Raw genomic sequence first — 26,039 nt, 5'->3', positions numbered from 1 at the left:
TAAGGAGATAGAAATGAGAATACTTATTGTTGACGACAATCCGACGAATGTCATTATCATTCGAGAAATTCTGAAAAAAGAAAACTATCGTGACATTGTAACGGCAAGTTCTGCCATGGAGATGTTTGAAGTCCTTGGGATTGGTGAGGAAAACAATGAACTTCGTCCCAAGCCGTCGGATATTGACCTGATTTTGCTAGATATGATGATGCCGGAGATGGACGGAATCGAAGCATGCAGCATTGTGCAGAAATTTGAAAATCTCAAGGATATACCTATTATTATGGTAACCGCGATCGGAGATTCCAAGAAATTAGCCGAGGCGTTGGATGCAGGTGCATCCGATTATGTGACCAAACCTATTAACAAAGTCGAACTGATGGCCAGAATCCGTCTTGCGCTTCGTCTGAAGCAAGAGAAGGACTGGCATAAAGAGCGTGACCAACGGATTCAGGATGAACTGAAACTTGCGGCAATGGTACAGAATGCTGTGTTAAGTCCCGCTATTGAAGATCCGTTGTTTCACGTTAATGCTATTTATAAACCTTCGTTTGAACTTGCGGGTGATCTGTATTCGTGGTACCCACTTGGTGAAGGCAGATATGGAGTCCTGCTGCTGGATATGATGGGGCATGGGATATCTTCATCACTATTTACCATGTTCATTGCTTCCGTGCTGAAAGACACCGTTACAACGTATGTAGACCCGGAGAAGGTTATTCAGGAGTTGAATCGTCGCTTTAATCAGTTGCATCTGGAAAAACAGCTGGTGCAGTACTATTTTACAGCCATATATCTGGTAGTAGATACACGAATGAAACGTATTGATTATGTTAACGCAGGGCATCCGCCAGCACTCTTTTTCCGTCACGACGGAAGTGTGACAACGTTTGACAGCGTCTGCTGTCCTGTAGGTCTGTTCGACAAGATGGATATTGAACCACAGACGATTCACTATGAAGGCGATGGGCACATTGCACTTTATACGGATGGTTTAACTGAAGCCGTTCAGGGCGATCAGGAAATGCAGCAGGCTTTTCTAAAGGAACAACTGGCGGGTTCCCACGAGTGGGATGAAGCGGCCATGCAGGCGTTGTTCTTCGATGATGAAATTCCGCAGGAGCGGGATGATGATAAATGTTTGGTATGGATTACCTTAAATAAAGGGGTCGAAGCTGAATGAAGATCAGAAATAAACTGCTGATTGGCTTTACAGCTCTGATGGCCATTATGATCGTGCTTACGTTTGTGAGTTACGAACGGCTTAACAGCAGTAATCAACAGATCGATCAGATGTATCAGGAGCGATACCTCAAAGTCAGATATACTTCTGCTGCACGTGGAGAGGTCAATGATATAGCCAAAGTGCTGGCTAACTTGTTGCTTAATCCCAATAATTCGATTAGTGCTGCAGACGGTGATTTGAAGGAAATGCAGGAAAAGGGCGAACGCTACCTTGAGGAAGTTCGGAATCGGGCGGACAGCGCACCAGAGCATCAACTGGTGGATCGTGTGAATACGGCCTGGGCAGCTTACAATGCTTATGCCGCAAGACAGGTCAGTTTTATGTCTCAGAATCGGGCAGAGGATGCCAATAACTACCGGAATTCAACCGGTTTGGCGGTACAAAAGGAAGCTGTAGACAGCCTGAATGCCCTGTCCCGTTATCAGGACCAGGAGATAGATACCGAGATTAAGGATGCGAACGCAGCCTATATGCGCGCGGTACAGATTACAGTAGCCATCATGATTGCCGGATTGCTACTCGCATTGGGTGTCATTATGTGGGTACTGCCAAGCATTACACGTGGTCTGAACACCGTGTCCATGATGATCAACAGTTTTGGTAAAGGCCGTTATCGAACCATTCGGCGTATACAGGTCAAGTCCACTGACGAGATCGGTCAGATTGCTAGGGTGTTCAAGGATGTCTCCAATGATTTGGAAGAGAAACTGGAAATCGAGAAAGCTTATGTACAAGCACAGCAAGATCAGAACTGGATGAGTTCGAACATAGCCAGAGTTCCGGAATTGTTGCGGGGCATAGGTTCAATTCGCCAGATTTCACAGATGTTCATCAGTGAATTTACACCTGTACTTGGAGCTCAACTGGGTGTCGTATACCTGATCGACGAAGAGAAGCATCCGGACGAACTGAGACGTTATGGTGCTTATGCATTTGAAGAGAATGAAGATGTTGGCAAAGAGGTTTACCGTATCGGCGAGGGATTAATTGGCCAAGCCGCATTGGATATGACGCCAATTATTCTGGAAAAAACCCCGGAGGATTATGTGAACATCGGATCAGCAACGGGGTCATCGCGTGCTTCTGGTGTGATGATCTACCCTGTCGTATTTGAGGATGAATTGATTGGCGTTGTCGAACTGGCTTCGTTTGAAGGGTTCACGAATCTGCATACACAGCTGTTCTCGCAGCTGATTATGAATCTGGGCGTCATTCTCAACAACGTTCGTCGCCGTTTGCGGGTGGAGGAGCTGCTGCGTGAATCCCAGGCGCTCACCGAAGAATTGCAGGTGCAATCTGAAGAGCTTCAGACACAGCAAGAGGAGTTACGCCGTTCCAATGAGAATCTGGAAGAACAGACAGGTGCCCTCAAACGTTCTGAAGAGCTGTTGCAGCGTCAACAGGAAGAATTGGAGCACTTTAATACCGAGCTGATTGCCAAGACTCGCGCACTGGAAGAACAGGTGCGTGAAGTGGAAGAGAAGAACGACGAGATAGAGATAACCAAAACACAGTTGGAACAGCAAGCCATGCAATTGTCGATGACGAGCAAGTACAAGTCGGAATTTTTGGCAAACATGTCGCATGAACTGCGTACACCACTTAATAGTCTTTTGATTCTGTCCCAATTGTTATCTGAGAACAAGGATGGAAATCTGAGTGTTAAACAGCAGGAATATGCACAGACGATCTATATGTCCGGTGCCGACTTGCTGAAAATGATTGATGAAATTTTGGATCTGTCCAAGGTGGATGCAGGCAAAATGGATATCAATTATGAAACGGTGCGAATGGAAGAACTGACCAGCTTTGTTCAACAGAATTTTGGCCCAATGGCGAATAAAAAAGAACTCAACCTGAACATTGAATTCGACAGCAATTTGCCGGAATGGGTATATACCGACAGCCATCGCGTCAAGCAGATTTTGCGGAATCTGTTGTCGAATGCGTTCAAGTTTACCAACCGGGGATCTGTAAGCCTGATTGGACGGAAGATGAAAATTGAAGAGCTTCCAGGGTACCTGAATACGAACCAGGAATATGTAGGATTTACCGTGAAGGATACCGGGATCGGAATTCCTTCGGACAAAACGGATCTGATTTTTGAAGCATTCCAGCAGGTGGACGGTACAACCAGCCGCAAATATGGCGGAACGGGCCTGGGACTGTCCATCAGTCGCGAACTTGCCCGCCTGCTTGGCGGTGCTATCCAGGTAGAGTCTTCCGAAGGTGTGGGAAGTTGCTTCACCTTGCTCCTGCCAGATAATCACGATGAGGAGGTTCAGGTGGACGATGCGGCAAGAGAAGCCGCTGCTGCTTCTGAGAGTGAAAACTTTGGAAGAAACTCACGGATGATGGGTTCGGGCAGACAGACCGTACTCACACCTGATCCGGAAAGTAGTTCATTTATGGAGCTGCCTCAATCGGACTCACCTGTGCTTGCACAACTGGAAGATGATCAGGAGAACCTCTTGGAAGGTGACAAGATTCTCCTCATTATTGAGGACGATGTGAATTTTGCGCATATTTTGATGGATATGGCGAGAGGCAGAGGATTTAAGGCTATTGTGGCGCTTCAGGGAGACAAAGGACTCGAAATGGCCCGTCAATATTTGCCGGATGCGATTATCCTCGATATTCAGTTGCCTGTGATGGATGGCTGGGCGATTCTGGGTGAACTGAAAAGCAGCTCGGCGACACGTCATATCCCGGTACATGTTATTTCGGTGATTGATGATATGAAACAAGGGCTAATGATGGGAGCCATTGCTTATCTGAAAAAACCTTCCAGTAAAGATTCGCTGGATAAAGCTTTCTCGCATATCGAATCCTATACAGAGAATCAATTGAAACGACTATTGATTGTGGAAGATGATGAAATACAGCGGAAAGCCATCATTGAACTGATTGGCCACGATGATGTCGCAATCACAGCAGTGTCCACGGGCAGTGAGGCCTTGAATGAATTGCACAGTCAACGCTATGATTGTATGGTTCTGGACTTGATGCTGACAGATATGACTGGATTCGAGTTACTTGACCAGATTCGGGACGATCAGTATCTGAATGATCTGCCGATCATTATTTATACTGGCAAAGAGCTGGACAGCAAAGAAGAGATGAAGCTTCGTAAATACGCGGAGTCCATTATCATCAAGGACGTGAAGTCACCAGAACGTCTGCTTGATGAGACGACCTTGTTCTTGCATCGAGTAGAAGCTAACCTGCCGGAAGACAAGCGTCGAATTCTGCAGAAGCTGCATAATAAGGAAACCTTGTTTGAAGGTAAGAAAATATTGCTTGTGGATGACGACATCCGTAATGTATTTGCCCTTTCAAGCGTGCTTGAAGGCTATCGCATGGATGTGACATTTGCGGAGAACGGCCGTGAAGCTCTGGAGATTCTGGATAAGAACCCGGAAATTGATCTGGTATTAATGGATATGATGATGCCGGAGATGGACGGTTATGAGGCCATGACACGAATCAGACAGATACCGAAATTCGAAAAATTGCCAATTATTGCCTTAACCGCAAAAGCTATGAAAGATGACCGTGGCAAGTGTATTGAGGCTGGAGCATCCGATTATGTGAAAAAACCGATCCAAACGGACCAATTGTTATCCTTAATGCGGGTATGGCTGTATTCGTAACCCGATAGTTTGGGTAATGAAAGACAATACATCTATTACGCAAGTAACAAATGAAGAAGTGGAGAGAAAATATGACACCGTGGGAACCTACCGAGGCGGAGGCAGAATCGATCCGCATGCCGCAAGACGAAGAGCGTGAACTGATCGAGATCGAGTTGCTGTTGGAAGGTATGCACCGTTTATATGGATATGATTTCAGGAACTACGCGTTACCGTCGTTAAGACGCAGAATCTGGCATTATGTACATGCCGAAGGACTGAAGACCATTTCGGGTTTACAGGAGAAAGTACTTCATGACCGTTCTGCATTTGATCGTTTTGTACAGAATCTGTCCATCCCTGTAACGGAAATGTTTCGTGATCCAACCTTGTTTCGGTTCTTTCGGGAACAGATTATTCCTGTACTGAGGACTTATCCATATATCCGGATATGGCATGCTGGCTGTTCTACAGGGGAAGAAGTCTATTCCATGGCGATTATGCTGCATGAGGAAGGACTGTACGACAAGGCAAGAATATACGCAACAGATATGAATGACCGCTCATTGCAACAGGCCAAGGAAGGCGTATATGGCATTGAGAAAATGAAATTATATACTACAAATTATCTGGAAGCCGGGGGCACCCGCGCATTTTCGGAGTATTACACCGCGAAATATAATTCCGTTATATTTCATCCTTATTTACGGAAAAATATTATTTTTGCCGAACATAATTTGGCAACAGACCGGTCTTTTAACGAGTTTAATGTGATCTTTTGCCGCAATGTCATGATTTATTTCAATGATGAACTGCGGAACCATGTACACGGACTTTTTCATGAAAGTTTGAGCCACTTCGGCATCCTTGTTCTGGGATCTAAGGAATCCATACATTTTACGGATTTCAGCGATGCTTACGAGCCGTTAGACCGGACGGAAAAAATATACCGGAAGATTAAATAGGGGGTTAAGCTTAGTCATGGGGCTCAATGAACCAATCCACATATTATTGGTAGATGACCGCCCCGAGAACCTGCTCGCTCTCGAAGCGGTTCTGGAATCGGAACAGTACAAGCTCGTCAAGGCAACCTCCGGGGAAGAGGCACTTCGCTGTTTGCTGAAAGACGAATTTGCGGTCATTGTGCTGGATGTGCAGATGCCTGGGATGGACGGAATTGAGACAGCAAAGTTAATCAAGGCGCGTGACAAGTCCAAGGACGTGCCGATCATTTTCATCTCTGCAAATAGCAGAGAGGCAGAGCACTTATTTGCAGGTTATTCCGCAGGGGCCATTGATTATATGGTCAAGCCGTTTATCCCTCAGATACTGAAATCCAAAATTGAGGGCTTTGTAGAAATGTTTATCACGAATAAACGTTTGAAAACACAGACGATGCTGCTGCATCAGAAGACGCAGGAACTGGAGAAGATGAATCAGCAACTCATTCAGGCTAAAGAGGAAGCGGAAATCGCTGCAAACGCGAAGACCGAGTTCCTTGCTATGATGAGTCATGAGATTCGCACCCCGATGAATGGCGTCATCGGTATGGTTGATCTGTTGATGGAAACGGATCTGAAGGAAGATCAGAAGGAATACGCGGACATTGTTCGTCGCAGTGCCGATGCACTCGTTACGGTGATTAACGATATTCTTGATTTCACCAAGATGGAATCTGGCAAAATGGAGTTGGAGGAGCATCCGTTCGAACTTGTTTCCTGTATTCGTGAAGTATTGAGACTGTTCGCGGCAGAAGCCGGCAAAAAGAATATTGAGCTGGAATATTTCCTGGAAGATTCGGTACCCGAATTGATCTATGGAGATATGGCAAGACTGCGTCAGGTTTTGCTGAATCTGATTGCCAATGCTATCAAGTTCACGGACCATGGCGGCGTGTATCTGATCGTATCCGTTAATGAGGAAAAAGACGGGCGAATGACGCTGGAGTTTGCTGTGAAAGATACAGGAATAGGTATAGCGCCAGACAAAGTAGACCGTCTGTTCCAGCCGTTTTCCCAACTGGATACATCTATGACGCGCAAGTATGGTGGAACCGGTCTGGGGCTGGCTATATGCAAAACGCTCGTTGAAATGATGGGTGGAAAGATATATCTAGATACGTCGGAGCTGCGTGGTGCAACGTTTGTATTTACTATTCAGGCGCAGCGGTATGTCGAAACTGAGCTGACGACAGGTATGGGGGACGTTCAGCTTACGGACATTAAAAAAAACTATGAAATGCATCCAAGCGTATTAATCGTCGACGATCACCCTATTAATCAGAAACTAATGTCCATTATGCTGAGCAAGCTTGGACTCATCGCAGATATCGCCGAAGATGGCAAGAAGGCGCTGGAGATGGTTTTGGCGAACCGCAACTATGATTATATATTTATGGATTTACAAATGCCCGTGATGGATGGATTGGAGTGTACTCGCAGAATTCGTGAGAGCCTTCCTCAAGACCAGCAGCCGGTTATTGTAGCGATGACCGCTAATGTCATGGATGGTATTCAGCAGCGATGCTCCACTGTAGGTATGGATGATTACATCAGCAAACCTGTGAAAATGGGCAATGTGAAACAGAAGTTGTCCCGATTTCAGGAAGAAAGGCAAGTGTTCAAATCCAACGCATCGGCCATAAATCAGGCCAATTGAAATATTTGCTAATTCGATTACTGTTTCATATGTGCTGTAGATGGGTTATTAGGTAAAGAAACCATTGATCAGGAGAGAGATGTCTAATGAATACAAATAAAAATGAAAAATTCAATGCAAGAACAGAAACACATGACGGCGTGTGCACGGTGTATCTGACTGGCGAACTGGATTTGTCGGTTGCTCCTGAATTCCGTTTAGTGATGGAGCCGCTTGTGGACAACAAGGAACAAGATTTGATCATTAACATGCAAGACTTGAAGTACATCGATAGTACAGGGATTGGTATCCTGTTATCTGTTCTGAAAGCACGGCATGGAATGGAAGCTCGCTTTGAAGTACAGGAAGTTCCTGCGCAAATTCAGAAACTTTTTGATATGACGGGTATTGCCAAATTCTTTGTCTCACAGAAGAATTCCCAATAGGAAAGGATCGAAAAAGGAATGAATGCAGAAGTTCAAAGAGTCACCCTTAATTTACCGGCGACAGCTGATTACGTTGATATTGTAAGACTCAATCTATATGGTGTTGCGTCCAAAATGGGATTTTCTTATGAGGACATTGAGGATATGAAGGTTGCTGTATCCGAGGCCTGTAATAACTCTGTACTGTATGCTTACTCACACGAAGGCGGCATGGTTGAGGTTGTGTTCGAAGTGGATAATGACACGCTGGCTATTACCGTCAAAGATGAAGGAGCCAGCTTCGAGAATATTAATCCAGCGGTATCCCGTGCAGGCCTTCACGACAAAGAGCTGACAGATGCCCAAATCGGTGGACTTGGATTTTACCTGATGCAAGCTCTGATGGACGATGTCAGTGTGGAAAGTGAGACGGGCAAAGGTACGAAAGTAGTACTCGTAAAACGTCTTGCAAGAAGTGAGGAGAAAGTATGAATGAAAAAGTGACTCCCCCAGAGTCCATGTCTGAAGCAATAGGTTTGATCTGGGAATACCAGCAAACCCAGGATAACGAAATTGCAACAGTTCTTATCCGCAAATATGAACCGATGGTGAAGATGGCAGCAGGTAAAATTGCGCGGAATCGACCCGATCTGTATGAGGATTTGTATCAGACCGGGCAGATGGCCCTAATTCGTTTGCTTAAGCAATACGATATTAATCTGGGTATTCCGTTTGAACCTTATGCCATGAAGAGCATGATTGGTCATATGAAGAATTATTTAAGGGACAAGTCCTGGTATATTCAGGTGCCCCGCAGAATTAAGGAAAAGGGAGCACTTGTCCAGCATGCCATTGATGAATTGACAGTGAAGCTGGAGCGTTCACCAGGTGTGAACGAGATTGCTGAATATCTGGATTTAACCCCTGAGGAAACCATCGAAGTCTTGGCTGGTCGGGAATGTTACCACTATGTGTCACTGGATTCTCCGCTATCACAGGATGAGAGTGCAGCCACTTTGGGCGAACTGATCAGTTCTGATGTGAATGACTTCGATTCGGTTGAGAAGCGGATGGACTTGCAGCAGGCATTGGGACAGTTGAAGGAACAGGAACAAAAGGTGCTTATTTTGGCATTTCAGGATGGTCAGTCGCAGCGGGCAATTGCTCAGAAATTGGGAGTCTCCCAAATGAGTGTATCCCGTATCCAGAAGCGAGCCACTGAGAAATTAAAACAGATTATGTCGAATGCTTCATTATTATGAGATGCAGATCGGTGATGATATTGAGCACGGCATAGAGAAGGACACGTGATTCCAATGGAATGCATACGTGTCCTTTTTTTGGGATCAATGATTTTCTAATGAACAGTATGAATGCAGGAGTGGATGTTTGTGATTGTGGATAAAGTCAAGCTGGAAGCGCGTCGGGACAAGCTTACCTACTCAGACCATTGGGAATGGTGGGATTGGGTGGCACCTGATCAGGAGAGTATGGCTGATGCCTTGGAGGAACTAACGAGCGTATTTCCAGAAATGCAGTACTGGCTTCGCAAAATACCGGAGGTAGAGTCCAACTACCTGTCCGTCCGCTTCATGAACGGCACGGAGCCCGTGATATTCGGGTCATTATTATATGCGGTTAAGAATGAAAGAAACGATCAACGTAAAGATAATCAGATGTTTTTCTATGTGGATCAAGAAAGACTGGTTACCTTGAATGTAGATGACAATACCAGAGGGATTATGAATACAGGTGAACGTGCAGCCATGTTACAACAGTGCAGTGAAGCAAGGGACGGCATGTTTGTGCTCTTTCGCGCGATATTGCATTATTACCATGTGGGTATGGATCATTTTGAGATGAATCTGAGGGAATTGGAGCGGACGATGGAATCCCGCAATGCTCGCACGTTGATGGATCAGATACTTGCGGCTAGATTTGAGCTGCTGTATTGGAGTAATCTGTTCATTCCGTATTCCGAGCTGATGGCCGCCGCCAGGGAAGCCTACCTGGATGAATTGAAAGAGAATCGCTTTTTCCAGCAGCTCCAACACCGGATCGAAAGGATGGAGCGTTTGTTCAAACATTATGAGACAGAGATTGATACACTGATCTCCATTGATAATGCCATTTCAGGGGTGCGGGGCAATGAGATTATGAAGACACTGACCCTTGTAACCTCGGTATTCACGCCGGCAACGGCTGCAGGAGCCATCTGGGGAATGAACTTCGAGAATCTGCCTTGGATCGACAAAACATGGGGTGTTGTACTCGTCCTTGCGCTTATAATCATTAGCATGATCAGCATGTATGTATGGATGATGATGAAGGGCTGGACAGGGGATCTGCTCAAAGTGAAGTCCTCCCAGCCGTCGGCCAAAGAAACAGAGAAGCGTGCCAATGGCAAACGAAGGCGATGACTTTGTCAGCCTCACCCTGTGCCTTTTATTTTTTGTAATCTTCAATGTATCCCAGTAAGTCAGCAATATATTGTCCCACAATCGGCATGTTTACGAATTGACTGAGAATAAATGCGAGCAGACCAAGAACGACGAAGGTCCCTACCGTCAAACCCAAACCACGTGCCATACCAGCGGTGAAGTTGGTAATGATACGTTTTTTGGGACTGCTGTAGTTTTCGATAATATCCTTGATTTGAGATTTTTCCAGACTGTCTGCAATCTGATCCAGCCGTGTGTTCAGACGTTTGACCTCATGACGCAATTCAAAAGGGTGTTCTGTTGTATCATACTGTTGTTCGGGTTTTCCTCTGGTAATGGGCGTATTGCCGTTCATTGTGACTTTACTCATGTTCTTCCTCCTTTAATCTCGCAGTGGATAAAAAATAGCCAGCTGGAATACAGCTGGCTATTGGTCACTCGATCAACAAGCCTTACAGGCTGGTCGAGTTCAATTCTTTACGTGCATCTTCCTTTGCTTCTACAGAAGCGGCAGCCACTTCGTCCGACGCTTTGGATGCTTCATTCGCCACATCAGCGGAAGCTTTTCTTACGGAGTCCATAACGTCATTACGGCCTTGGTTTACCGTTTTTGCAATATCAGAAGTTTTGGAAGAGACCGTTTTAGCCAGTTCGGAAGCTTTATCCCCGACAACCGCTGCAACTTCTTTTGTGCGATCTGTAACGATCCCCACTTTCTCGGAAAGGTCACCACGCAATTCGCGCCCTGGTTTAGGGGCAAAGAGTAATGCTGCTGCTGCTCCCAGCAAACCTCCGATGAAAATTCCTTTGGCGAAAGTGGAACCGCTTTGTACAGGATATTGTTCTTCTGTTTTATTCATGTCAAATCACTCCTTCTTCAAATTTAAGAAACGGATACGAAACAACGAACACCTTGTTGACCGATCAGGCAGCCTGTCTGAACAGTCTGGACACAAGCCCCAGCAAAAAGACAAAGAGCGCTGTTCCAATGATGGCAGGAATTACGGCAAAGTTACCGATGACCGGTCCCCAGTTACCAAGCAAGAGTGCTCCCAGCCAGGCTCCGGCAAATCCGGCAACCATTGCACCGATGATTCCTCCAGGCATGTTATGGCCGGCAAGTGCATCACCAATCACACCGATAATGACTGCCATAACAATGCTGATAATGATACCCCACATAACAACCGCCTCCTTTTTGTTTGATGTAGGATGGTGTCTGTTCGCGTTTGCTTACTTCGTATATAAACGCCGTGCTTCCAGGTGAAACAATCAATGTAGGGAGAAATGTACTGGAAATTGTAGGATAATACAATTCAGACGGAACGTTGAATCCCCTTAATCATGCAGAAGATCCAAGCCAGACCAGCGGCGAATCCGGTGAAGACATCAGTTGGATAATGTACCCCCAGCATAATGCGACTGATACCGATCAGGAATATAAACAATATTCCGCAGAGGACAGGCAGAGTAACTCCAGATGCCCGTTGATGTCGTTCAATCGCCCAGATGACAAAGAGCATTCCGTAAAAACCCATCGAAATCATCGCATGACCACTTGGAAAACTATATCCGTGTACGACCAACAGATGATCCAGTTCAGGTCTGCTCCGCTTGAATATTTCCTTCAATAAGGTGTTGAGGATCCACATCATGGCAAAACTGCTGAGTAACGCATATCCATATATGAGGAAACGAGGACGACGCTGCCACAAGAGTAGAATTGAAAAACCGATAGCTGCCATGGCAGAAAGTCTGAAAGAACCGAGCGCAGTAATGAATGAAATGAAAGGCAACAGATGAAGACGTGAATCCGAGTTCAGATAAAACAACTGCTGGATACGATCATCCAATGAAAGGATAACATCGTTACCCAGCAACGCTCCCAGAGTCGCCAGCAAAAAGACGACCGAAACGCTGGTTATAATTCCGACACCAGCCCAATTGAGCAGTGGACGTACCGAAGTTTTGCTAGCTAATCCGGAAGTGGGTGAATGCGTTTTGCGCAGCATAAATGAATATCTCCTTCAGCGATGGTAGTAGGTAGATAAAGATTGATAAAGGATTACCCGAAATGTCTGTCGAAAAAACTGTAAAAACGTCGCTTTTGTACTATACTATTTAAGATATCCCATGCGGCGTCGTGACGCAAAGCAGAGATGAATTCGGGAGTATAAAGGAGAGAACTCGCATGGAGAGTGCCCTGTTAATTAAAGAATACCGTGCGGGCGTTATGGAATGCGCCCATTACGGACACATAAGCATTACGGATGAGAACGGCAATGTTGTATATTCAGCCGGCGATCCTCATTTTAGAGCGTTTACCCGTTCCTCCGCCAAACCTTTTCAGGCCATTCCGGGGATTCGGGCTGGTATTGCCGGTCATTATGGCCTTACATCTCAGGAAATTGCCATCATGTCTTCCTCGCACCGATCGGAACCGATGCATATTCAGGTGCTGGAGCAGTTAGAAAGCAAAATAGGATTGGGTGAAGAGTGCTTGATTTGCGCACCGAGTTATCCCCTAAATGAAGAAAGCCGGAATCAATGGCTGCGTGCTCAAGGAGAGAAGCGTCGTATTCTCCACAACTGCTCCGGTAAACATCTAGGCATTCTCGCATACACTCAGATGAAACAGGCCGATTTGGGAAGTTATGCAGAGCCAGAGCATCCAGTACAGCGTGAAATTCTGGAGACCATGGCCTATATGGCAGGGATTGAACAGAAAGAGATTAAACTTGGGACGGATGGCTGCGGCTTTCCGGTATTTTCGTTGCCGTTATCGGCATTGTCGAACGCATATCTGAAGCTGGCTTGCCCGGACCTGATCGAGGACCCATCTACACGCTCCGCGGTAGAGACCATTACTGGAGCCATGAACGAATATCCGTTAATGGTAGGAGGAACGCAGCGTGTGGATTCCGTGCTGCTTGAAGACAGCAACATTGTAGCCAAAGGCGGTTTCAAGGGTGTGTTTGGTTTTGCCCTGAAAAAGGAACGCCTCGGAATTACGTTCAAAGTGCTTGACGGTTCGGAAGAAGAATGGGCCTTTATTGCCCAATCCATTCTGGAGCAGATTGGGTATAGCAATCGGAAAACCATTGAACGACTGGCAGAAGTATATCCACCTGACATTCGGAACGACGCAGGTAAAGTCGTAGGGCGGGCAGATAGCGAATTCAAGCTTCACTCACCAGAAGAAAGCGTATAACCATAAGCAGGGGGCGTGATTAGAATTCCCGGACCACGGGTAAAGATGACATACCAACTGGTATTGATCTATAGAATTCTAAATATACACGCAAGAACTGCTGCGATAGTGCGGCAGTTTTAAACCCTTGGAGGTGGATGAACATGATTAAAGTAGTGACATCGGAAGAAAGGCACACGTCGGATCGAGGTTGGATACACAGTGAATTCAGCTTTTCCTTTGCGGACTATGATGATCCAAGCAATGCCCATTTTGGTTGTCTTCTGGCTCATAATGACAACACACTGATGCCGCAGGAAGGCTTTAAGCGACATCCACATCATGACTTGGAGATTGTTAGTTATGTAATATCAGGTACGTTGAAACATACGGACAGCATGGGAACAGAGCAATTGTTGGAACCGGGAACGGTTCAGGTCATGAGTGCGGGTACCGGGGTAGAACATTCAGAGACTAACCCGTCAGAGGATGAACCGGTACGCTTCCTACAGATGTGGTTCTTGCCTTCCCAGCGCATGCTGAAGCCAGCGTATACCAATCGTCGTGTGGAGGCTCAGGAGCATCTGAACCGTCTTTGTCCGATTGTATCGGGACAAGGGGGAGAAGGAGCCGAAGGAGCATTGCCTATTTCACAGGATGTAACTTGCTATCTATCCCATCTGGAATCCGGCAAAAAATTAATGTACTCTCAACATGAAGATAGGCGTACACATCTCTTTCTGATTAGTGGTCACATTGAGATTGTATGTTCAGATGGTAACTTCAATCTCAAGCCGGGTGATGCTGCACGAATCCGCAAAAGCTGTGATCTGCAAATTACAGGTACAGGCAGCGAGACTGCTGAATTTGTATTGGTGGATTTGCCTTGACGAAAAAACAACCGCAAAAGGACCTGTTTCCACTGTGATGTGGAGGACAGGTCCTCTTTTCCATGGGCAATGCCTAGGATTTGCGGAGATTACCCAGTTCGGAAGCGACAGCTTCCACTTCAGAGATACTCAGATGTTCCTTGCCCAGGACCATCTCATACAGGTCAAACAAATCTTCATACTTCTCAAGTGGGAAAGCCGAAGCCTGCATGGCAGCTCCACTGGCCATCCGCAGCTTCGTTTTGATCGCCTCAATCATATATTCCATGTTGGCTGCGCTTGCTTGCGTTAAATCCATCGTTATGTCCATCCCTTCCTTATCGGAAACTGTTGTCATTGTATCATGATTGGACAGGCCCAGGCCAATGCTTTTGCGGCGAAATCAAGCATCGGGTAAAATGAGGAATATAACCATAGAGCCTCAGGTAGGGAGCACATGTGTAAAGGAGGTAAATAGATTGGCAGCATATAAGCGGGAATTGGTTCGTCATCAAAGTAGGGAAGCCCGCCAAAATGTGCAGGGAGAAGACTTGGTATTATTTTTCAAGCACATCTATAAGCTTCATTCACCGGATGAAATCACCTTTGTCTGTATCGGGACGGACCGTTCCACCGGAGATGCACTGGGCCCACTGACAGGTAGTCTACTGCAGGAGTATGGAGTGAATCACGTTGTAGGGACTCTGGCTTCTCCTTGTGATGCTGATACACTGGAGAAGAGGCTGGCGCTTGTCCCGTCACATCATGCCATCATCGCCATAGATGCTTGTCTGGGTCCAAAACAGGCAACAGGTACATACTATCTTGCGGAACATCCACTTATTCCGGCAAAATCGGTTGGCGGCAAGCTGCCGCCAGTTGGTCATTACAGCGTGGCTGCTGTAGTGAATGCAAATGGACCGAGACCTTATTCCATTCTACAGATGACCTCGCTTCATTTCGTAATGGGCATGTCCCGAACGATTGCTGAGGCGGTCGCCGAAGCAGTGAAATACAGATAAACGTTTCATTAATGATATGCAGGCTTAATAATATACAACTTGAATTAATTTAATTCGCGCAGAGAGAGGGATTTATATGGAAAAAGTGATGTGTGACGGAACGACGATTTGTTATGCCGAACAGGGTAAGGGAGAAGCACTCATTTTGCTCCACGGATACTGCGGCAGTTCATCCTACTGGGATGAAGTGGTGCCTGAGCTTGCACGCAGCTATCGTTGCATCGTACCCGATCTGCGTGGACATGGCAAAACGGACGCGCCTGTAGGTAGTTATACCATTGATCAGATGGGCAATGACGTATTGCAATTAATGGACGAGCTAAAGGTGGACAAGGCTGTCCTGCTCGGTCACTCCATGGGCGGATATATCGCACTTTCTATTGCACAGCGCCACCCAGAACGATTGAATGCCTTCGGCTTGATTCATTCCACAGCGTATCCGGATAGTGAAGAGGGTAAAGAAAAACGCCTTCGTGCAGTATCCACCATCCAGACGGAAGGCATTGTTCACTTTGTAGATGGGCTGGTTCCCGGTTTGTTTGCACCAGAACATGTGGAATCGCTATCGACGCAAGTGACTCGTGTGAAGGAAATTGGTTACCAGACTGCACCGCAAGGGGCAACTGGAGCTGCACTGGCTATGCGGGAACGACCGGACCGCCGTGATGTATTGTCCGCTACACCGCTTCCTGTCCTGCTGGTTGCCGGAGAGAAGGATGCCGTCATTCCGCCGGAACGTACATTCACAAGTGACAAGCCACATATTACACAAGCCGTGATTCCTGGAGCAGGACATATGAGCATGTATGAAGCTCCAGAAGAATTAATTCAGGTCATTAAACAATTTTTGACGGGATTATCGAAGTAATAATGGAACATGAATAGAGTATCAGATGATTTCGCCTCCTTGGCGGAGCGTCGGTACCTTGCTAAACCCCTGTAACGTTCGCTCAAGAACGGCAGGGGTTTTATATTTGTTCAGGGCCAGAGCATAGGACGAGCCATAGACCATGTTTTGGCTTTTTGTCATGGCATGAATTAAAATGATGAGAATGGATCACTCAAGTGAAACTGGATGTACACGATCGAACGATGAGGGGGCACATAGCATGTTCAGGAAAGATTATCTGCTCCGCATGATGGAGGAAATGACAGAAGCGATCGGCAAAGTATTTACACTCAAACAACAGCGAAAACACACGGAGGCTTTGTCTGAGCTGGACGAGCTGCTGCGCAGGCAGTTTGGTTTGAATTTATCTCTGCTGAACTCACTGCCGGCCGAAGATGTCATTGAAATGTTCCGTTTTCGCGGCGTCATTGAAGTGGACAATCTGCAACAAGCCGCCAGGCTGATCGAAGAAGAGGCGTACATTTATAATGAAAAGGCCAAAGTAGAGGGCATAGATGACCAGGAAAAAATGGAGTCAGAGAATGAAGCACTTATTCGTCTGATGAGATCACTTCATTTTTACCTGTACGCACTGAATAATGGGGCTAATCCGAAGCTGCTGGATGCACCAGATCGTGTGGAGGGAATATTGGAGCAGACGAAACAATACGAACTTCCGGCACGAACGGAAAAGCAGCTTGCCCTGTATCGTGAACAGCAGGGGCGTTATGATCAGGCTGAGAATAGCTGGTACAGACTGCTGCAGGTAGACGACAGCCATCCTATTCAGTATCGGGGTGAGGTACAGGCTTTCTATGAAAGGTTAAGACAACTGGAAGATGAGCAGTTGCAACAAGGTGGCTTGCCTCGTGAGGAAGTGGAAGAGGGGCTTGCCAAGCTGAACCGTTAAACCGATGAATAGGACGTTAACTTGGAGAGGGAACGGAATTGTGTTATGGTAACGGTTGACCAAACCAAACCGAAAGTGAGATGTACCCCCGTGGATTCATTGCGAAAGCTTATACAAGACATCTTTGAACAGAATTCGCTGATTACAGCGACCTGGAGCCAGCTGCGCAGACGGGACAATGTCTCGTATACGAAAGTGCAAGTCAAGCCGGTAACGCTCAAGAATCAGCTTCATTATCAATTCGCATTTCATTATACCAACAAAGTGCTGCACGAGAATTTGACTCCGGATGAAGCGGCAGAGCGCATGACTTTGCTATGCGAAGAGACGTTTCGTCAAGGTCTGCTCTGTACTACAGACGCAGACTATCAAATTTTGATCAGCAAAAAATATAAAGTGTCCATCTTGACCAAGTCGCCTTCCAAGACGGCGGTGGACCTCTCGCATAATCGCAAAAAGCAATATGTGCTGGAAGATGGAGTTCCCGTTTCGTTCCTGGTCGAGCTGGGGATTATGAGCGAGGAAGGCCGCGTTTTGGCTCGCAAGTACGACAAGTTTAGACAGATCAACCGTTTCCTCGAAATGGTACAGGATGTCATCCCGCATCTGCCGGAGGGCCGTCCACTTACCATTGTTGATTTTGGTTGCGGGAAGTCTTATCTCACCTTTGCTTTATATCACTATTTGTCCGTACAGCAGCGCAGATCGCTTAAAATTATTGGCCTCGACTTAAAAGCCGATGTTATTGAACACTGCAATGACTTGGCAAACAAATTGCATTACGGTGACCTGAAGTTCCTCGTTGGAGACATCGCTGACTACGACGAGCTGAATGAAGTGGATATGGTCGTAACGCTGCATGCCTGTGATACAGCAACCGATGCTGCTTTGGAGAAAGCGGTTCGATGGGGCGCTTCGGTCATTCTATCTGTACCGTGCTGTCAGCACGAGCTGTTTGACCAGATTGAATCCAACGTGATGAATCCGTTGTTGTCACACGGTATTCTGAAGGAACGCTTCTCCGCTTTGGCAACTGATGCCATTCGGGCCAAGCTGCTCGATCTGATGGGATACAAAACGCAGTTGCTCGAATTTATCGACATGGAGCATACGCCGAAAAATATATTAATCCGTGCAGTACGAGGCCAGGCTGGGCAGACTGCTGACATGTGGAATGAATATACTGCATTCCGTGATTTCATTCACGCAGATCCTTATTTGGAGCGGGCTTGTGCGGACTTGCTTCCAGGTGACGGCAAGCTGAAAGAAGCTGCGCCGAACCATGGGGCAGATGCGAGCCAAGAGAATTCAAATGGGGAATCTATCAAAGATGTCACCCAAGATGCTAGCCACTGTGATCACTGTTGAATGTGAATGTTTACGGGATAATGAAAAGCGATGCATGATTTAGTTGCTTGATCCTTTGAGACGATGTAGATCGTCTGCCATCGCCTTTGACGGGACATACTGGTAAGAGGGTCCCGTGAAAATATATATAATGTGCCAAAGGCATGTAATCAGGCAGAAGACCCTAATGGGGACTTCTGTCTTTTTTTGTTTGAAACTAATTAAGAAGAATACGGAGACGGGAAAAAGGAGAGGGACGCATGAAGGGGGGGAAATCAGATAAGAAGGCTAAGTGGAGTTCAGAATCGGCATTAACGGCAGTTCTTGGTTTAATTGCAGTGGCTTTACTGTTGGCAGGATGTCTATGTAGGGGATTGTTTTATGCTACGGACGTATATCCTATGGTACTGATGGCATCAGGAAGTGTACTTATTTGGTTTGTTTTGTTCATTATGTGCTTCAATGCACCGAAGACGAGAGGGCAGCTAGGGATTGCTCAGTGGTTGGATTACCTCAAACGACTATATGTGGCCATTATGCAGTATGCTCATTTCCGCTGGATGCTTTGTCCCCTGGCTATGGCAGTCTGGTTTGGCCTGCATGTATGGATGGGCTCTGTCAGTGTACAGGGAAGCTTGGATGAGATGCTGCGCTGGAGCCTTCTGGCGATATTTGCGTTGCTAACCGTCATACTGGCCTCACGCGCAAACGGAGCGCGATGGTTTGCCTGCGGCTGGCAATTGGCAGGCGGCCTGCTTGTACTAAGCGGAGTACTTGCCGCGTGCGGTGTGCTGCCGCTGCCTTATGGGGTCATGCGAACCGCTGACCCCGAGATCAGCTCCGCCGGAGCCCGGCTCGGTGGATTGCTGCAGTACCCCAATGCGTACGGTGCCGTTGTTGGCATGTACGCATTGGAGCGGCTGGCTGCCGCCGCACGCGTCATGGCCCGGCCGCTGTCGGCCGGGCGGCTCATCGCGGCAGCACTGCCGCTCATGCCCGCGCAAGCCGCGCTCCTACTGAGCGAGTCGCGCGGCGCTTGGCTGGCGACCGGCTGCGCCGCGGTCGCCGCCTTCGCATTGCAGCGGCGCGGTGCCCGCCTGCCGCTGCTGCTGGCCACGGCCGCGCCCCTGGCGTGCGCGGCCTGGCTCTACCGCCAGCTGGCTGCTGCCCAGCTGGCGCCTGCACCCGTGCCCGGCCTGCTGGCGCTGGCCGGGGCATGGGCAGCTGCGCTGCTCGGCACGCTGCTGCTGTGCCGTTTGTGGCACAGCGGCGCTCATGCGCGCGCCGCTGCCCTTACGGCCACAGTGCTGGCGGCAATCACCGCCGCCACTGTGGCCGTGGCCTCCACCGCCGACCGCATGGCGGCTGGTGTCGGCACAGGGTTATCCCGCCTTCAGATGTGGCGGGACGCCCTGAAGCTCTGGACCGAGGCCGCATGGCTGGGCCACGGGGGAGAGACATGGCGCAACATGTTTCGCGCCATCCAATCCTCGCCTTATGTCGGAGGCGAGGTCCACAACAGCTTCCTCGATCTGGCCCTCGATACAGGCGTGATCGGGTTGCTGCTTATCGCCGGATGGTTCTTTTCCACCTTGCGAACGATGTGGAGGCATGCACCACAGCTGCTGCCTTCGGTTATTGTTTTTGGCCTCCATGGCGCTATGGACTTTGACTGGAGCTTCACCTTCCTTTGGATGATGTTTATTTGGCTTGGAGGCTGGGCCCTCTCGTCGCCAACTCTACTGGATGCCTCGGCTGAAAAAAAACACCCCCGTTTTTTCCCACAGTTGAGCCCGTGGCCTCAACGGATATTAACTGGACTGTTCGTCATGTTTTGGCTTGGCGGGACAGCCTGGCTTGCTGGACAACATGTGGCGGCAGAACAACAATACCGTCTAGCAATGTCAAAAGATACAGGAAGTGTTGAACGAAAGGCGCTGCTTACTTCGGCGTACAAGTTCAACCCCTACAGACCGGATATCGCCATCTCTCTGTCCCGTACGCTTCCTGCGGAAAAGGCTGAATCCATGTTGGTACAGAGCTTGTCCTATTCCCCTGTTTATCCCCAACTCTACGGAGAGCTGGGGCGGTTAGCCGCTCAATCTGGTAGAGGAGAGTCGGCCGGGAACTATTTTGAACAAGGCCTGGCCCTGAATCGTTTTGACGCGTCATGCCAGTCCCAAGCCTTGTATTGGATGGAACAGGTATCACGGAGGGAACTGGCGGCAGGGTATGCTGAACGAGGGAGGCAGACCGCTGCTGCTGGAGTAAGGATTTATGAACGTTACAGACAACTGGCGGAAGAAGTGGCAGCAGGGGAGGAGAGAAATGATCGGCGTTTTGGGCTTGGAGAAGAAGCATTACGTTATGGGGATAATCTGCGCCTCCTTACTTTTGGTCCACTTGCTTCAGAAGTGACCAGAAAGAGTCCCTGAATATCTGACCTCACACAACGCCGATAGTGAACAAATTCCATGAAAACAATGATTCAACATACTCCCAACCTACAGGCGATATCCGCCAAACGCATTCTTAAAGGCAGCTTGCAGCGGTTCTACCTCCACACCCCATAGAGTCGCAATCTCTAAGCTGACATCCGCGTTCCACCATTCGCATAATTTTTTGCGATTATCCCTATTTTCTCCGATCCAGAGCAGATTGGCGATGACCTTCCCATAATACAATTCTTCCGCTTGCTTCATCAGCTCAGGGGAGATATATACCTTTAACTTTTTGGCTGTTCGATACAGCTCTTTGCTGCATGCTCTTCGGATACCTCGGGCAGAAGGCAGTTTCTGGCCTGGGGTGTTATGTTTTACCGGGGGAGTACCGGGTGCTGATTTGAATGACATCTTCTCACGCTCCTCTCCCGATACCATATGCAAACGGCTGCTTGCGGGACACTATCCCAAACGGGGGAAGTAGCAACAGCTACATGCCTGTGATAAAATAGGGACGAACATCCATGGTGCGGAAGGGCACTGCCAATCAGGATGAAGAAAGAGGGTCGAGATGGACGTTATTCATAACATTGTCAATCAATTATTCGATTGGATTCAGAGTCTTGGATACTTTGGAATTATGCTTGGACTAATGCTTGAAGTTATTCCGAGTGAAATTGTACTGGCATATGGAGGTTTTCTCGTTTCACAAGGCCATATTAATTTTTTCGGTGCAATGATTTTTGGTACCGTGGGCGGTGTCATAGCCCAGCTATTTATTTACTGGATTGGCCGTTATGGCGGAAGACCTGTACTTGAACGCTACGGAAAATACATATTGATCCAGAAAAAGCACATCGACCATTCCGAAGAGTGGTTCCGCAAGTATGGGACAGGTGTCATTTTCACGGCGCGTTTTGTTCCGGTCGTAAGACATGCCATATCGATTCCTGCCGGTATATCCAAAATGCATACGGGTCGATTTATTTTGCTGACAACCCTCGCTGTTATACCTTGGTCTGCATTGTTTATATATTTAGGGATGATACTTGGAGATCAATGGCAACATATCAACGAGAAAGCGGCACCTTATATTATGCCGATTCTGCTCGTTGCTCTCGCACTTATGATTGTTTATGTACTTATTAAATGGATGAATGTTCGTAAAAAGAAGGGAAGTGTCTAGTTATGGGAAAACCAAACTTGTCTCACAAATTCGGTAAAGGTCTGCCACCGAAAGAATTCATTGAGAGCATGACGAAGAACCAAAGTGAGTTTCAGGCAAACTACGACAGCTTTGCATGGCCAAGCGAGGATGATCGTGAATTTTTCGAAAGCCTGAATCACCGCGATGATTTGCGTGTGTTAATTTTGGCTGCTGACTGGTGTGGCGATGTGGTACGTAATGTTCCGGTCGTGTTCCAGGCGCTGGAAATCTCCGGCATTCCGACAGAAGTTCTTATTTTGGAAAATCACCCTGAAGTGATGGATGAGTTCCTTACGATGGGCGGTCGCTCTGTCCCTGTCGTTATTTTTGCAGATACGGGCGGACATGTACTGGGTCAATGGGGGCCTCGTCCGCAACATGTGCAGGAAGTTATGGTTGAATTCAAACGTCTCAACCCGGACCGTGAAGCGGCAGATTATCAGGATAATTTGGCTGTTGCACGTCAAGAGATTGGGAAACGTTATGGGGAAGGAACGGAGTCAAATGCAGCGATTATTCGTGAGTTGCGTGAACTGATTTCGGGTTACTAAGCCGATATGCTTAACATTCGTACATTTTCATTGGGACCGCTCCAGACCAATGCGTATCTGTTGCAGGGTGATGATCCAGGTAAAGCCGTAATCATTGACCCGGGAATGAATCCGGGCCCATTACTCAAAGCCATTCAGGACCTGGAGATCGAAGCGATCCTGCTAACTCACGCGCATTTTGATCACATGGGTGGCGTGGATGAAATTCGCAAATTGAAAGGCTGTCCCGTTTATTTGCATGACTTGGAGAGCGATTGGCTCACGACGCCGAAATTGAATGGTTCTTTGAACTGGCCTCAGGCTACCCCGCCGCTTTCGACAGATCCAGCTGAATATGCCATGGACGAAGGGCAGACTTTGAACTTTATTGGCCATACGTTCAAAGTGTACCATACACCGGGACACTCACCAGGCAGTGTAAGTCTGCTATGTGGTGATGATCTGTTTGCAGGTGATGTTCTGTTCCGTATGGGTGTAGGCAGAACGGATCTGACCGGAGGCCGTGAACGGGATCTGATTGATTCGATCCAGAACAAGTTATACACCTTCTCGGATGAGGTCAAAGTGTATCCAGGTCATGGTCCCAAAACGACAATCGGTTATGAGAAGAAGAACAATCCTTACGTGTCTGCAAGATGATCCGACAATTTATGTGAAGAAAGTCTGGACAAGTGACAACTTTTTCATTAGAATAGCAATTAGTTGTTACAAGCGTTTAAGCACCATCTAACTGAAGCAATAAAAAGAAACACCCTAACTTGCGAAGCACGCAGACTGTGGTCTATACCCGGTTTGCGTTCTTTTTTTGTTTTCAGCCTCTTTTTTATCAAAGTTACATCCCGTTTAGCCCTACATACAGATCGTTGACAAGTATCTACAGAAGATTGTTCTAGTCCATTTAGTCAGTCGAATTATAATAAGCTTGAGATGATAATAGTCAGAAGAATTATGAAACAATAGCTAATGAGAGCGAGGAAATAGAAGTGGAGAAAAAGCGAGTGATTCAGTTGGGACAACGTGCCGAGCATGTGATCATCGAAGAAAACCGTCGAGCAATGGAAAGTAGCAGAATAGAAGCAGTTAACCAGCGTCCTCAACTACATAACTACATGAATAATGAGATGAATCCAATCAAAGATCAACAGCAAAATATCTGGAGAAGTCGTTTAATAAGCAGCGGAGCCCGCAACCAACCGTGGTTCGACAAACTGCAAGATTACCGAAATGAAGTCTGATTGCCCGGGAAATTGTCGGCTTCAGATTTTTTTTGGATTGAATTGAACGTTTCTGCAGAGCCTGTCGTAATAACATAAGACTGAGCGGAGAGCAGGTGATGATTCAGATGGAGGCAGCCGAACTGGAAGAGGTACAGAGAGCGATACAGGGAGATGACAGTGCACTGGCAGAACTGCTGCAGCGTCATTACGCTTTTGTGTATAAGTATCTTGTCAAAGTAACGATGGACCCCAACGTTGCCGAGGAGACGGTGCAGGATACAATGATTCGATGTATGGAAAATATTCATAGATACGATGGCTCGTCTGCCTTTTCGTCATGGATGATTACGATTGCCACCCGTATATATATCGACAAGACTAGACGCAGGCGAAGAGAACAGATTTGGCTGGAAGCAATTCGTAATCAGGCTGTACGAAAATTGCGATGGCAATTTGAGAGCCGGAATGAAGAATGGACAGATGTGATGGATGCTATGACAAGGTTAACCCCAGAACATCGTATTGCCGTCCTGCTGAAGCATTATTATGGTTATGGCTATGATGAAATTGGTGAAATGCTTGGTATTCCATCCGGAACGGCGAAGTCTCGAACTGCCTATGGCCTTCGTCAATTGAGAAAGGAGCTGGGATGAGCATGAGTGGATCTGAAGAACAGGATGAACAAGAGATTCTGATGCGGATGCAACAACAGTTGAAAGTGCTCGATGATGCGTATGAACCTGTAAATATTCCTTCATTAGCCTCAATTGAAGCCCAAGTCAAGGAACGAAGACAAATGAGACGACGAGCCAATCGGATCGAAATGATCTTGTTCTGGATTGTGGGATTGTTCATTATCGCTTTTGGTGCCTTATTGTTCCATTCGGCTCCAGCTCTATATTTGGGTATCCAGGCTATTAGCTTGTGCGCAGCGATTGCCGTGGCAGCAATCTGGTCAGGGCGACGCCGGAAGGAGACTCGTCATGAATGATCTGCATTATCCTTTAAATGAAATTCCGCTCATATGGCTTATTCTGATTGCCATTCTTTTGCTGATACAGGGAACATGGATCTTTCAGGATGCACGAAGGCGTGACCGTTTCCCTTGGTTATGGGGATTGTGGGGCATCACCGGATTCCCCACACCTTTGATCATATATTGGTTCGTTGTGATCCGAGCAGACCGCAGGACTCCTAAGCAAACATCGGGCAAATAATGAGTTTGCAACATGAAAAAAAGATTTTGCACAAATGTTTTGTTTAATTCTAGTAATCGTAGACATCGCTATTCTTTTCTAGTAGACTATACAAATAATAAAAAGATAGACTACCAGGAGGTTAGACGATGCTGCGATTAGGAGAGAAGGTTGTCATCGTCGCGGATGCGTTTGAGCAGAATCTTCCTGTGGGGGAATATGGTTTCATCATCGCTTATGACCGGAATCCGGACAATGCGTTCGATTACGTGCTTCGAGTGCCGCAGGTGAATCGGAACTTTTTTGTTCCATCCGGCGACGTCGATCTAGAAGAGGTTCTGCTGAAGCAGGAAGCTGAGCGGGTCGAGCGAGAAGCGTTGATAGATTACGCCCTTGCGACACACAATGAGAAACTGTTTCATCATCTGATGAACGGAGATTTTCAAGCTGTGGAAGAGGAAGAGGAAACCGCGAACGATGTTATGTCACAGGCGGATTTTATAAAGCAGGTTAACCTGCGTGCATGGATTTAGAATTTTAAGAGTCGGCTGATGCCGGCTCTTTTTTGATTAGATTGGAACGTATGAACGTTGAAGCCCTCATTATACTGGTTATGCGTGTGAAAATTCAGTTAATTAGGTTTTGAAATTTGCATTAAAGGAAGACTCCATTGTTATGGGGTTATTTTGCATATTCGGTAACTCGGGTCATTTGCATTGAATTGTCGAACTATCTCACCTATAATGAAAAAAGTTATCTTGGGACTTTAGCCCGTTAAACGAACGATTCGTTTTGGCGGTTTCAGGAATTAGAACGAAT

29 protein-coding genes are annotated in these 26,039 nt (G+C 47.1%); 23 read left to right on the top strand and 6 right to left on the bottom strand.

The window, feature by feature from the left end:
* Positions 1-13 precede the first annotated feature (13 nt).
* The 8 genes from AC3ITG_RS27360 to AC3ITG_RS27325 all read left to right on the top strand — a co-directional run bounded on the left by AC3ITG_RS27360 (position 14) and on the right by AC3ITG_RS27325 (position 10,360).
* A complete protein-coding gene (locus AC3ITG_RS27360; protein ID WP_413373615.1) occupies positions 14-1,183 on the top strand; it encodes a PP2C family protein-serine/threonine phosphatase in 1,170 nt (389 codons plus the stop codon).
* On the top strand, positions 1,180-4,899 hold the full coding sequence (locus AC3ITG_RS27355; protein ID WP_489251910.1) for a response regulator: 3,720 nt from the start codon (positions 1,180-1,182) through the stop codon (positions 4,897-4,899). The genes AC3ITG_RS27360 and AC3ITG_RS27355 overlap by 4 nt, the downstream gene beginning before the upstream one ends.
* Positions 4,900-4,970: 71 nt before the next feature.
* Complete coding sequence (locus AC3ITG_RS27350) at positions 4,971-5,843, top strand: CheR family methyltransferase (protein ID WP_489251909.1); 873 nt, start codon at positions 4,971-4,973, stop codon at positions 5,841-5,843.
* A 16-nt stretch (positions 5,844-5,859) separates the two neighbouring features.
* Positions 5,860-7,536 carry a response regulator gene (locus tag AC3ITG_RS27345; RefSeq protein WP_489251908.1) on the top strand — a complete coding sequence of 559 codons (1,677 nt, stop codon included), beginning with the start codon at positions 5,860-5,862 and terminating at the stop codon, positions 7,534-7,536.
* A gap of 86 nt (positions 7,537-7,622) precedes the next feature.
* The gene (locus AC3ITG_RS27340) at positions 7,623-7,961 is read left to right on the top strand and encodes an STAS domain-containing protein (protein ID WP_053778980.1); all 339 of its coding nucleotides are present in this window, start codon (positions 7,623-7,625) and stop codon (positions 7,959-7,961) included.
* 18 nt (positions 7,962-7,979) lie between these two features.
* The gene (gene rsbW / locus AC3ITG_RS27335; protein ID WP_063566601.1) at positions 7,980-8,432 is read left to right on the top strand and encodes an anti-sigma B factor RsbW; all 453 of its coding nucleotides are present in this window, start codon (positions 7,980-7,982) and stop codon (positions 8,430-8,432) included.
* Positions 8,429-9,202, top strand: coding sequence for a sigma-70 family RNA polymerase sigma factor (locus tag AC3ITG_RS27330; protein WP_024631358.1), 774 nt, complete (start codon positions 8,429-8,431; stop codon positions 9,200-9,202). Before rsbW ends, AC3ITG_RS27330 begins: the two co-directional genes overlap by 4 nt.
* A gap of 129 nt (positions 9,203-9,331) precedes the next feature.
* Positions 9,332-10,360, top strand: coding sequence for a magnesium transporter CorA family protein (locus AC3ITG_RS27325; protein ID WP_489251907.1), 1,029 nt, complete (start codon positions 9,332-9,334; stop codon positions 10,358-10,360).
* Positions 10,361-10,385: 25 nt separating this feature from the next.
* Here the strand turns inward: AC3ITG_RS27325 and AC3ITG_RS27320 are convergent, their stop codons facing one another.
* The 4 genes from AC3ITG_RS27320 to AC3ITG_RS27305 form a co-directional block, all read right to left on the bottom strand.
* On the bottom strand, positions 10,386-10,751 hold the full coding sequence (locus tag AC3ITG_RS27320; protein WP_489251906.1) for a DUF5665 domain-containing protein: 366 nt from the start codon (positions 10,749-10,751) through the stop codon (positions 10,386-10,388).
* 82 nt (positions 10,752-10,833) lie between these two features.
* The gene (locus tag AC3ITG_RS27315) at positions 10,834-11,241 is read right to left on the bottom strand and encodes a YtxH domain-containing protein (RefSeq protein ID WP_413373609.1); all 408 of its coding nucleotides are present in this window, start codon (positions 11,239-11,241) and stop codon (positions 10,834-10,836) included.
* A gap of 64 nt (positions 11,242-11,305) precedes the next feature.
* The gene (locus AC3ITG_RS27310) at positions 11,306-11,563 is read right to left on the bottom strand and encodes a GlsB/YeaQ/YmgE family stress response membrane protein (RefSeq protein WP_413373608.1); all 258 of its coding nucleotides are present in this window, start codon (positions 11,561-11,563) and stop codon (positions 11,306-11,308) included.
* A gap of 134 nt (positions 11,564-11,697) precedes the next feature.
* Entirely contained in the window at positions 11,698-12,393 is a 696-nt protein-coding gene (locus tag AC3ITG_RS27305; protein ID WP_489251905.1) for a phosphatase PAP2 family protein, read from the bottom strand.
* A gap of 179 nt (positions 12,394-12,572) precedes the next feature.
* Between AC3ITG_RS27305 and AC3ITG_RS27300 the strand changes: the two genes are divergently transcribed.
* Both AC3ITG_RS27300 and AC3ITG_RS27295 read left to right on the top strand, forming a co-directional pair.
* Complete coding sequence (locus AC3ITG_RS27300) at positions 12,573-13,592, top strand: asparaginase (RefSeq protein ID WP_489251904.1); 1,020 nt, start codon at positions 12,573-12,575, stop codon at positions 13,590-13,592.
* A gap of 143 nt (positions 13,593-13,735) precedes the next feature.
* Positions 13,736-14,461 carry a pirin family protein gene (locus tag AC3ITG_RS27295; RefSeq protein WP_489251903.1) on the top strand — a complete coding sequence of 242 codons (726 nt, stop codon included), beginning with the start codon at positions 13,736-13,738 and terminating at the stop codon, positions 14,459-14,461.
* A gap of 73 nt (positions 14,462-14,534) precedes the next feature.
* Here the strand turns inward: AC3ITG_RS27295 and AC3ITG_RS27290 are convergent, their stop codons facing one another.
* Positions 14,535-14,759 (bottom strand): DUF1128 domain-containing protein, encoded by a 225-nt coding sequence (locus AC3ITG_RS27290; protein WP_413373603.1) that lies wholly within the window; start codon positions 14,757-14,759, stop codon positions 14,535-14,537.
* A gap of 160 nt (positions 14,760-14,919) precedes the next feature.
* Here AC3ITG_RS27290 and yyaC point away from each other — a divergent pair, with 160 nt between their 5' ends.
* The 5 genes from yyaC to AC3ITG_RS27265 all read left to right on the top strand — a co-directional run bounded on the left by yyaC (position 14,920) and on the right by AC3ITG_RS27265 (position 21,043).
* Positions 14,920-15,462, top strand: a complete 543-nt coding sequence (yyaC, locus tag AC3ITG_RS27285) for a spore protease YyaC (RefSeq protein ID WP_413373602.1) — start codon at positions 14,920-14,922, stop codon at positions 15,460-15,462.
* Positions 15,463-15,538: 76 nt separating this feature from the next.
* Complete coding sequence (locus tag AC3ITG_RS27280; RefSeq protein WP_413030464.1) at positions 15,539-16,330, top strand: alpha/beta fold hydrolase; 792 nt, start codon at positions 15,539-15,541, stop codon at positions 16,328-16,330.
* A gap of 241 nt (positions 16,331-16,571) precedes the next feature.
* Entirely contained in the window at positions 16,572-17,261 is a 690-nt protein-coding gene (locus tag AC3ITG_RS27275) for a DUF6483 family protein (RefSeq protein WP_489251902.1), read from the top strand.
* A gap of 90 nt (positions 17,262-17,351) precedes the next feature.
* Positions 17,352-18,629: a class I SAM-dependent methyltransferase gene (locus AC3ITG_RS27270; protein WP_413373599.1), complete on the top strand. Its 1,278-nt coding sequence runs from the start codon at positions 17,352-17,354 to the stop codon at positions 18,627-18,629.
* 239 nt (positions 18,630-18,868) lie between these two features.
* A complete protein-coding gene (locus AC3ITG_RS27265; protein WP_489251901.1) occupies positions 18,869-21,043 on the top strand; it encodes an O-antigen ligase family protein in 2,175 nt (724 codons plus the stop codon).
* A 69-nt stretch (positions 21,044-21,112) separates the two neighbouring features.
* Here AC3ITG_RS27265 and AC3ITG_RS27260 read toward each other — a convergent pair whose 3' ends face one another.
* A complete protein-coding gene (locus tag AC3ITG_RS27260) occupies positions 21,113-21,460 on the bottom strand; it encodes a hypothetical protein (RefSeq protein WP_064640579.1) in 348 nt (115 codons plus the stop codon).
* Between the two features lie 160 nt (positions 21,461-21,620).
* Here AC3ITG_RS27260 and uptA point away from each other — a divergent pair, with 160 nt between their 5' ends.
* The 8 genes from uptA to AC3ITG_RS27220 all read left to right on the top strand — a co-directional run bounded on the left by uptA (position 21,621) and on the right by AC3ITG_RS27220 (position 25,753).
* Positions 21,621-22,235 carry an undecaprenyl phosphate transporter UptA gene (uptA, locus tag AC3ITG_RS27255; RefSeq protein ID WP_413373595.1) on the top strand — a complete coding sequence of 205 codons (615 nt, stop codon included), beginning with the start codon at positions 21,621-21,623 and terminating at the stop codon, positions 22,233-22,235.
* 2 nt (positions 22,236-22,237) lie between these two features.
* Positions 22,238-22,807 carry a thioredoxin family protein gene (locus tag AC3ITG_RS27250; protein ID WP_113055371.1) on the top strand — a complete coding sequence of 190 codons (570 nt, stop codon included), beginning with the start codon at positions 22,238-22,240 and terminating at the stop codon, positions 22,805-22,807.
* 6 nt (positions 22,808-22,813) lie between these two features.
* Positions 22,814-23,446 (top strand): MBL fold metallo-hydrolase, encoded by a 633-nt coding sequence (locus AC3ITG_RS27245; protein ID WP_090904734.1) that lies wholly within the window; start codon positions 22,814-22,816, stop codon positions 23,444-23,446.
* A gap of 359 nt (positions 23,447-23,805) precedes the next feature.
* Positions 23,806-24,042, top strand: a complete 237-nt coding sequence (locus AC3ITG_RS27240; protein ID WP_489251900.1) for a hypothetical protein — start codon at positions 23,806-23,808, stop codon at positions 24,040-24,042.
* Positions 24,043-24,149: 107 nt separating this feature from the next.
* Positions 24,150-24,677, top strand: a complete 528-nt coding sequence (gene sigY / locus AC3ITG_RS27235; protein ID WP_113055490.1) for an RNA polymerase sigma factor SigY — start codon at positions 24,150-24,152, stop codon at positions 24,675-24,677.
* 2 nt (positions 24,678-24,679) lie between these two features.
* Positions 24,680-25,015 (top strand): YxlC family protein, encoded by a 336-nt coding sequence (locus AC3ITG_RS27230; protein ID WP_413373593.1) that lies wholly within the window; start codon positions 24,680-24,682, stop codon positions 25,013-25,015.
* Positions 25,008-25,241: a sigmaY antisigma factor component gene (locus AC3ITG_RS27225; RefSeq protein WP_413373592.1), complete on the top strand. Its 234-nt coding sequence runs from the start codon at positions 25,008-25,010 to the stop codon at positions 25,239-25,241. Before AC3ITG_RS27230 ends, AC3ITG_RS27225 begins: the two co-directional genes overlap by 8 nt.
* A gap of 128 nt (positions 25,242-25,369) precedes the next feature.
* Complete coding sequence (locus AC3ITG_RS27220) at positions 25,370-25,753, top strand: hypothetical protein (RefSeq protein ID WP_024631336.1); 384 nt, start codon at positions 25,370-25,372, stop codon at positions 25,751-25,753.
* The last annotated feature ends 286 nt before the right edge of the window (positions 25,754-26,039 follow it).

The sequence above is a fragment of the Paenibacillus sp. GL_099_B genome (genome assembly GCF_057835695.1).
Note: the sequence above shows the minus strand (reverse complement) of the source record. Positions and strands in the feature narration are given on the sequence as shown.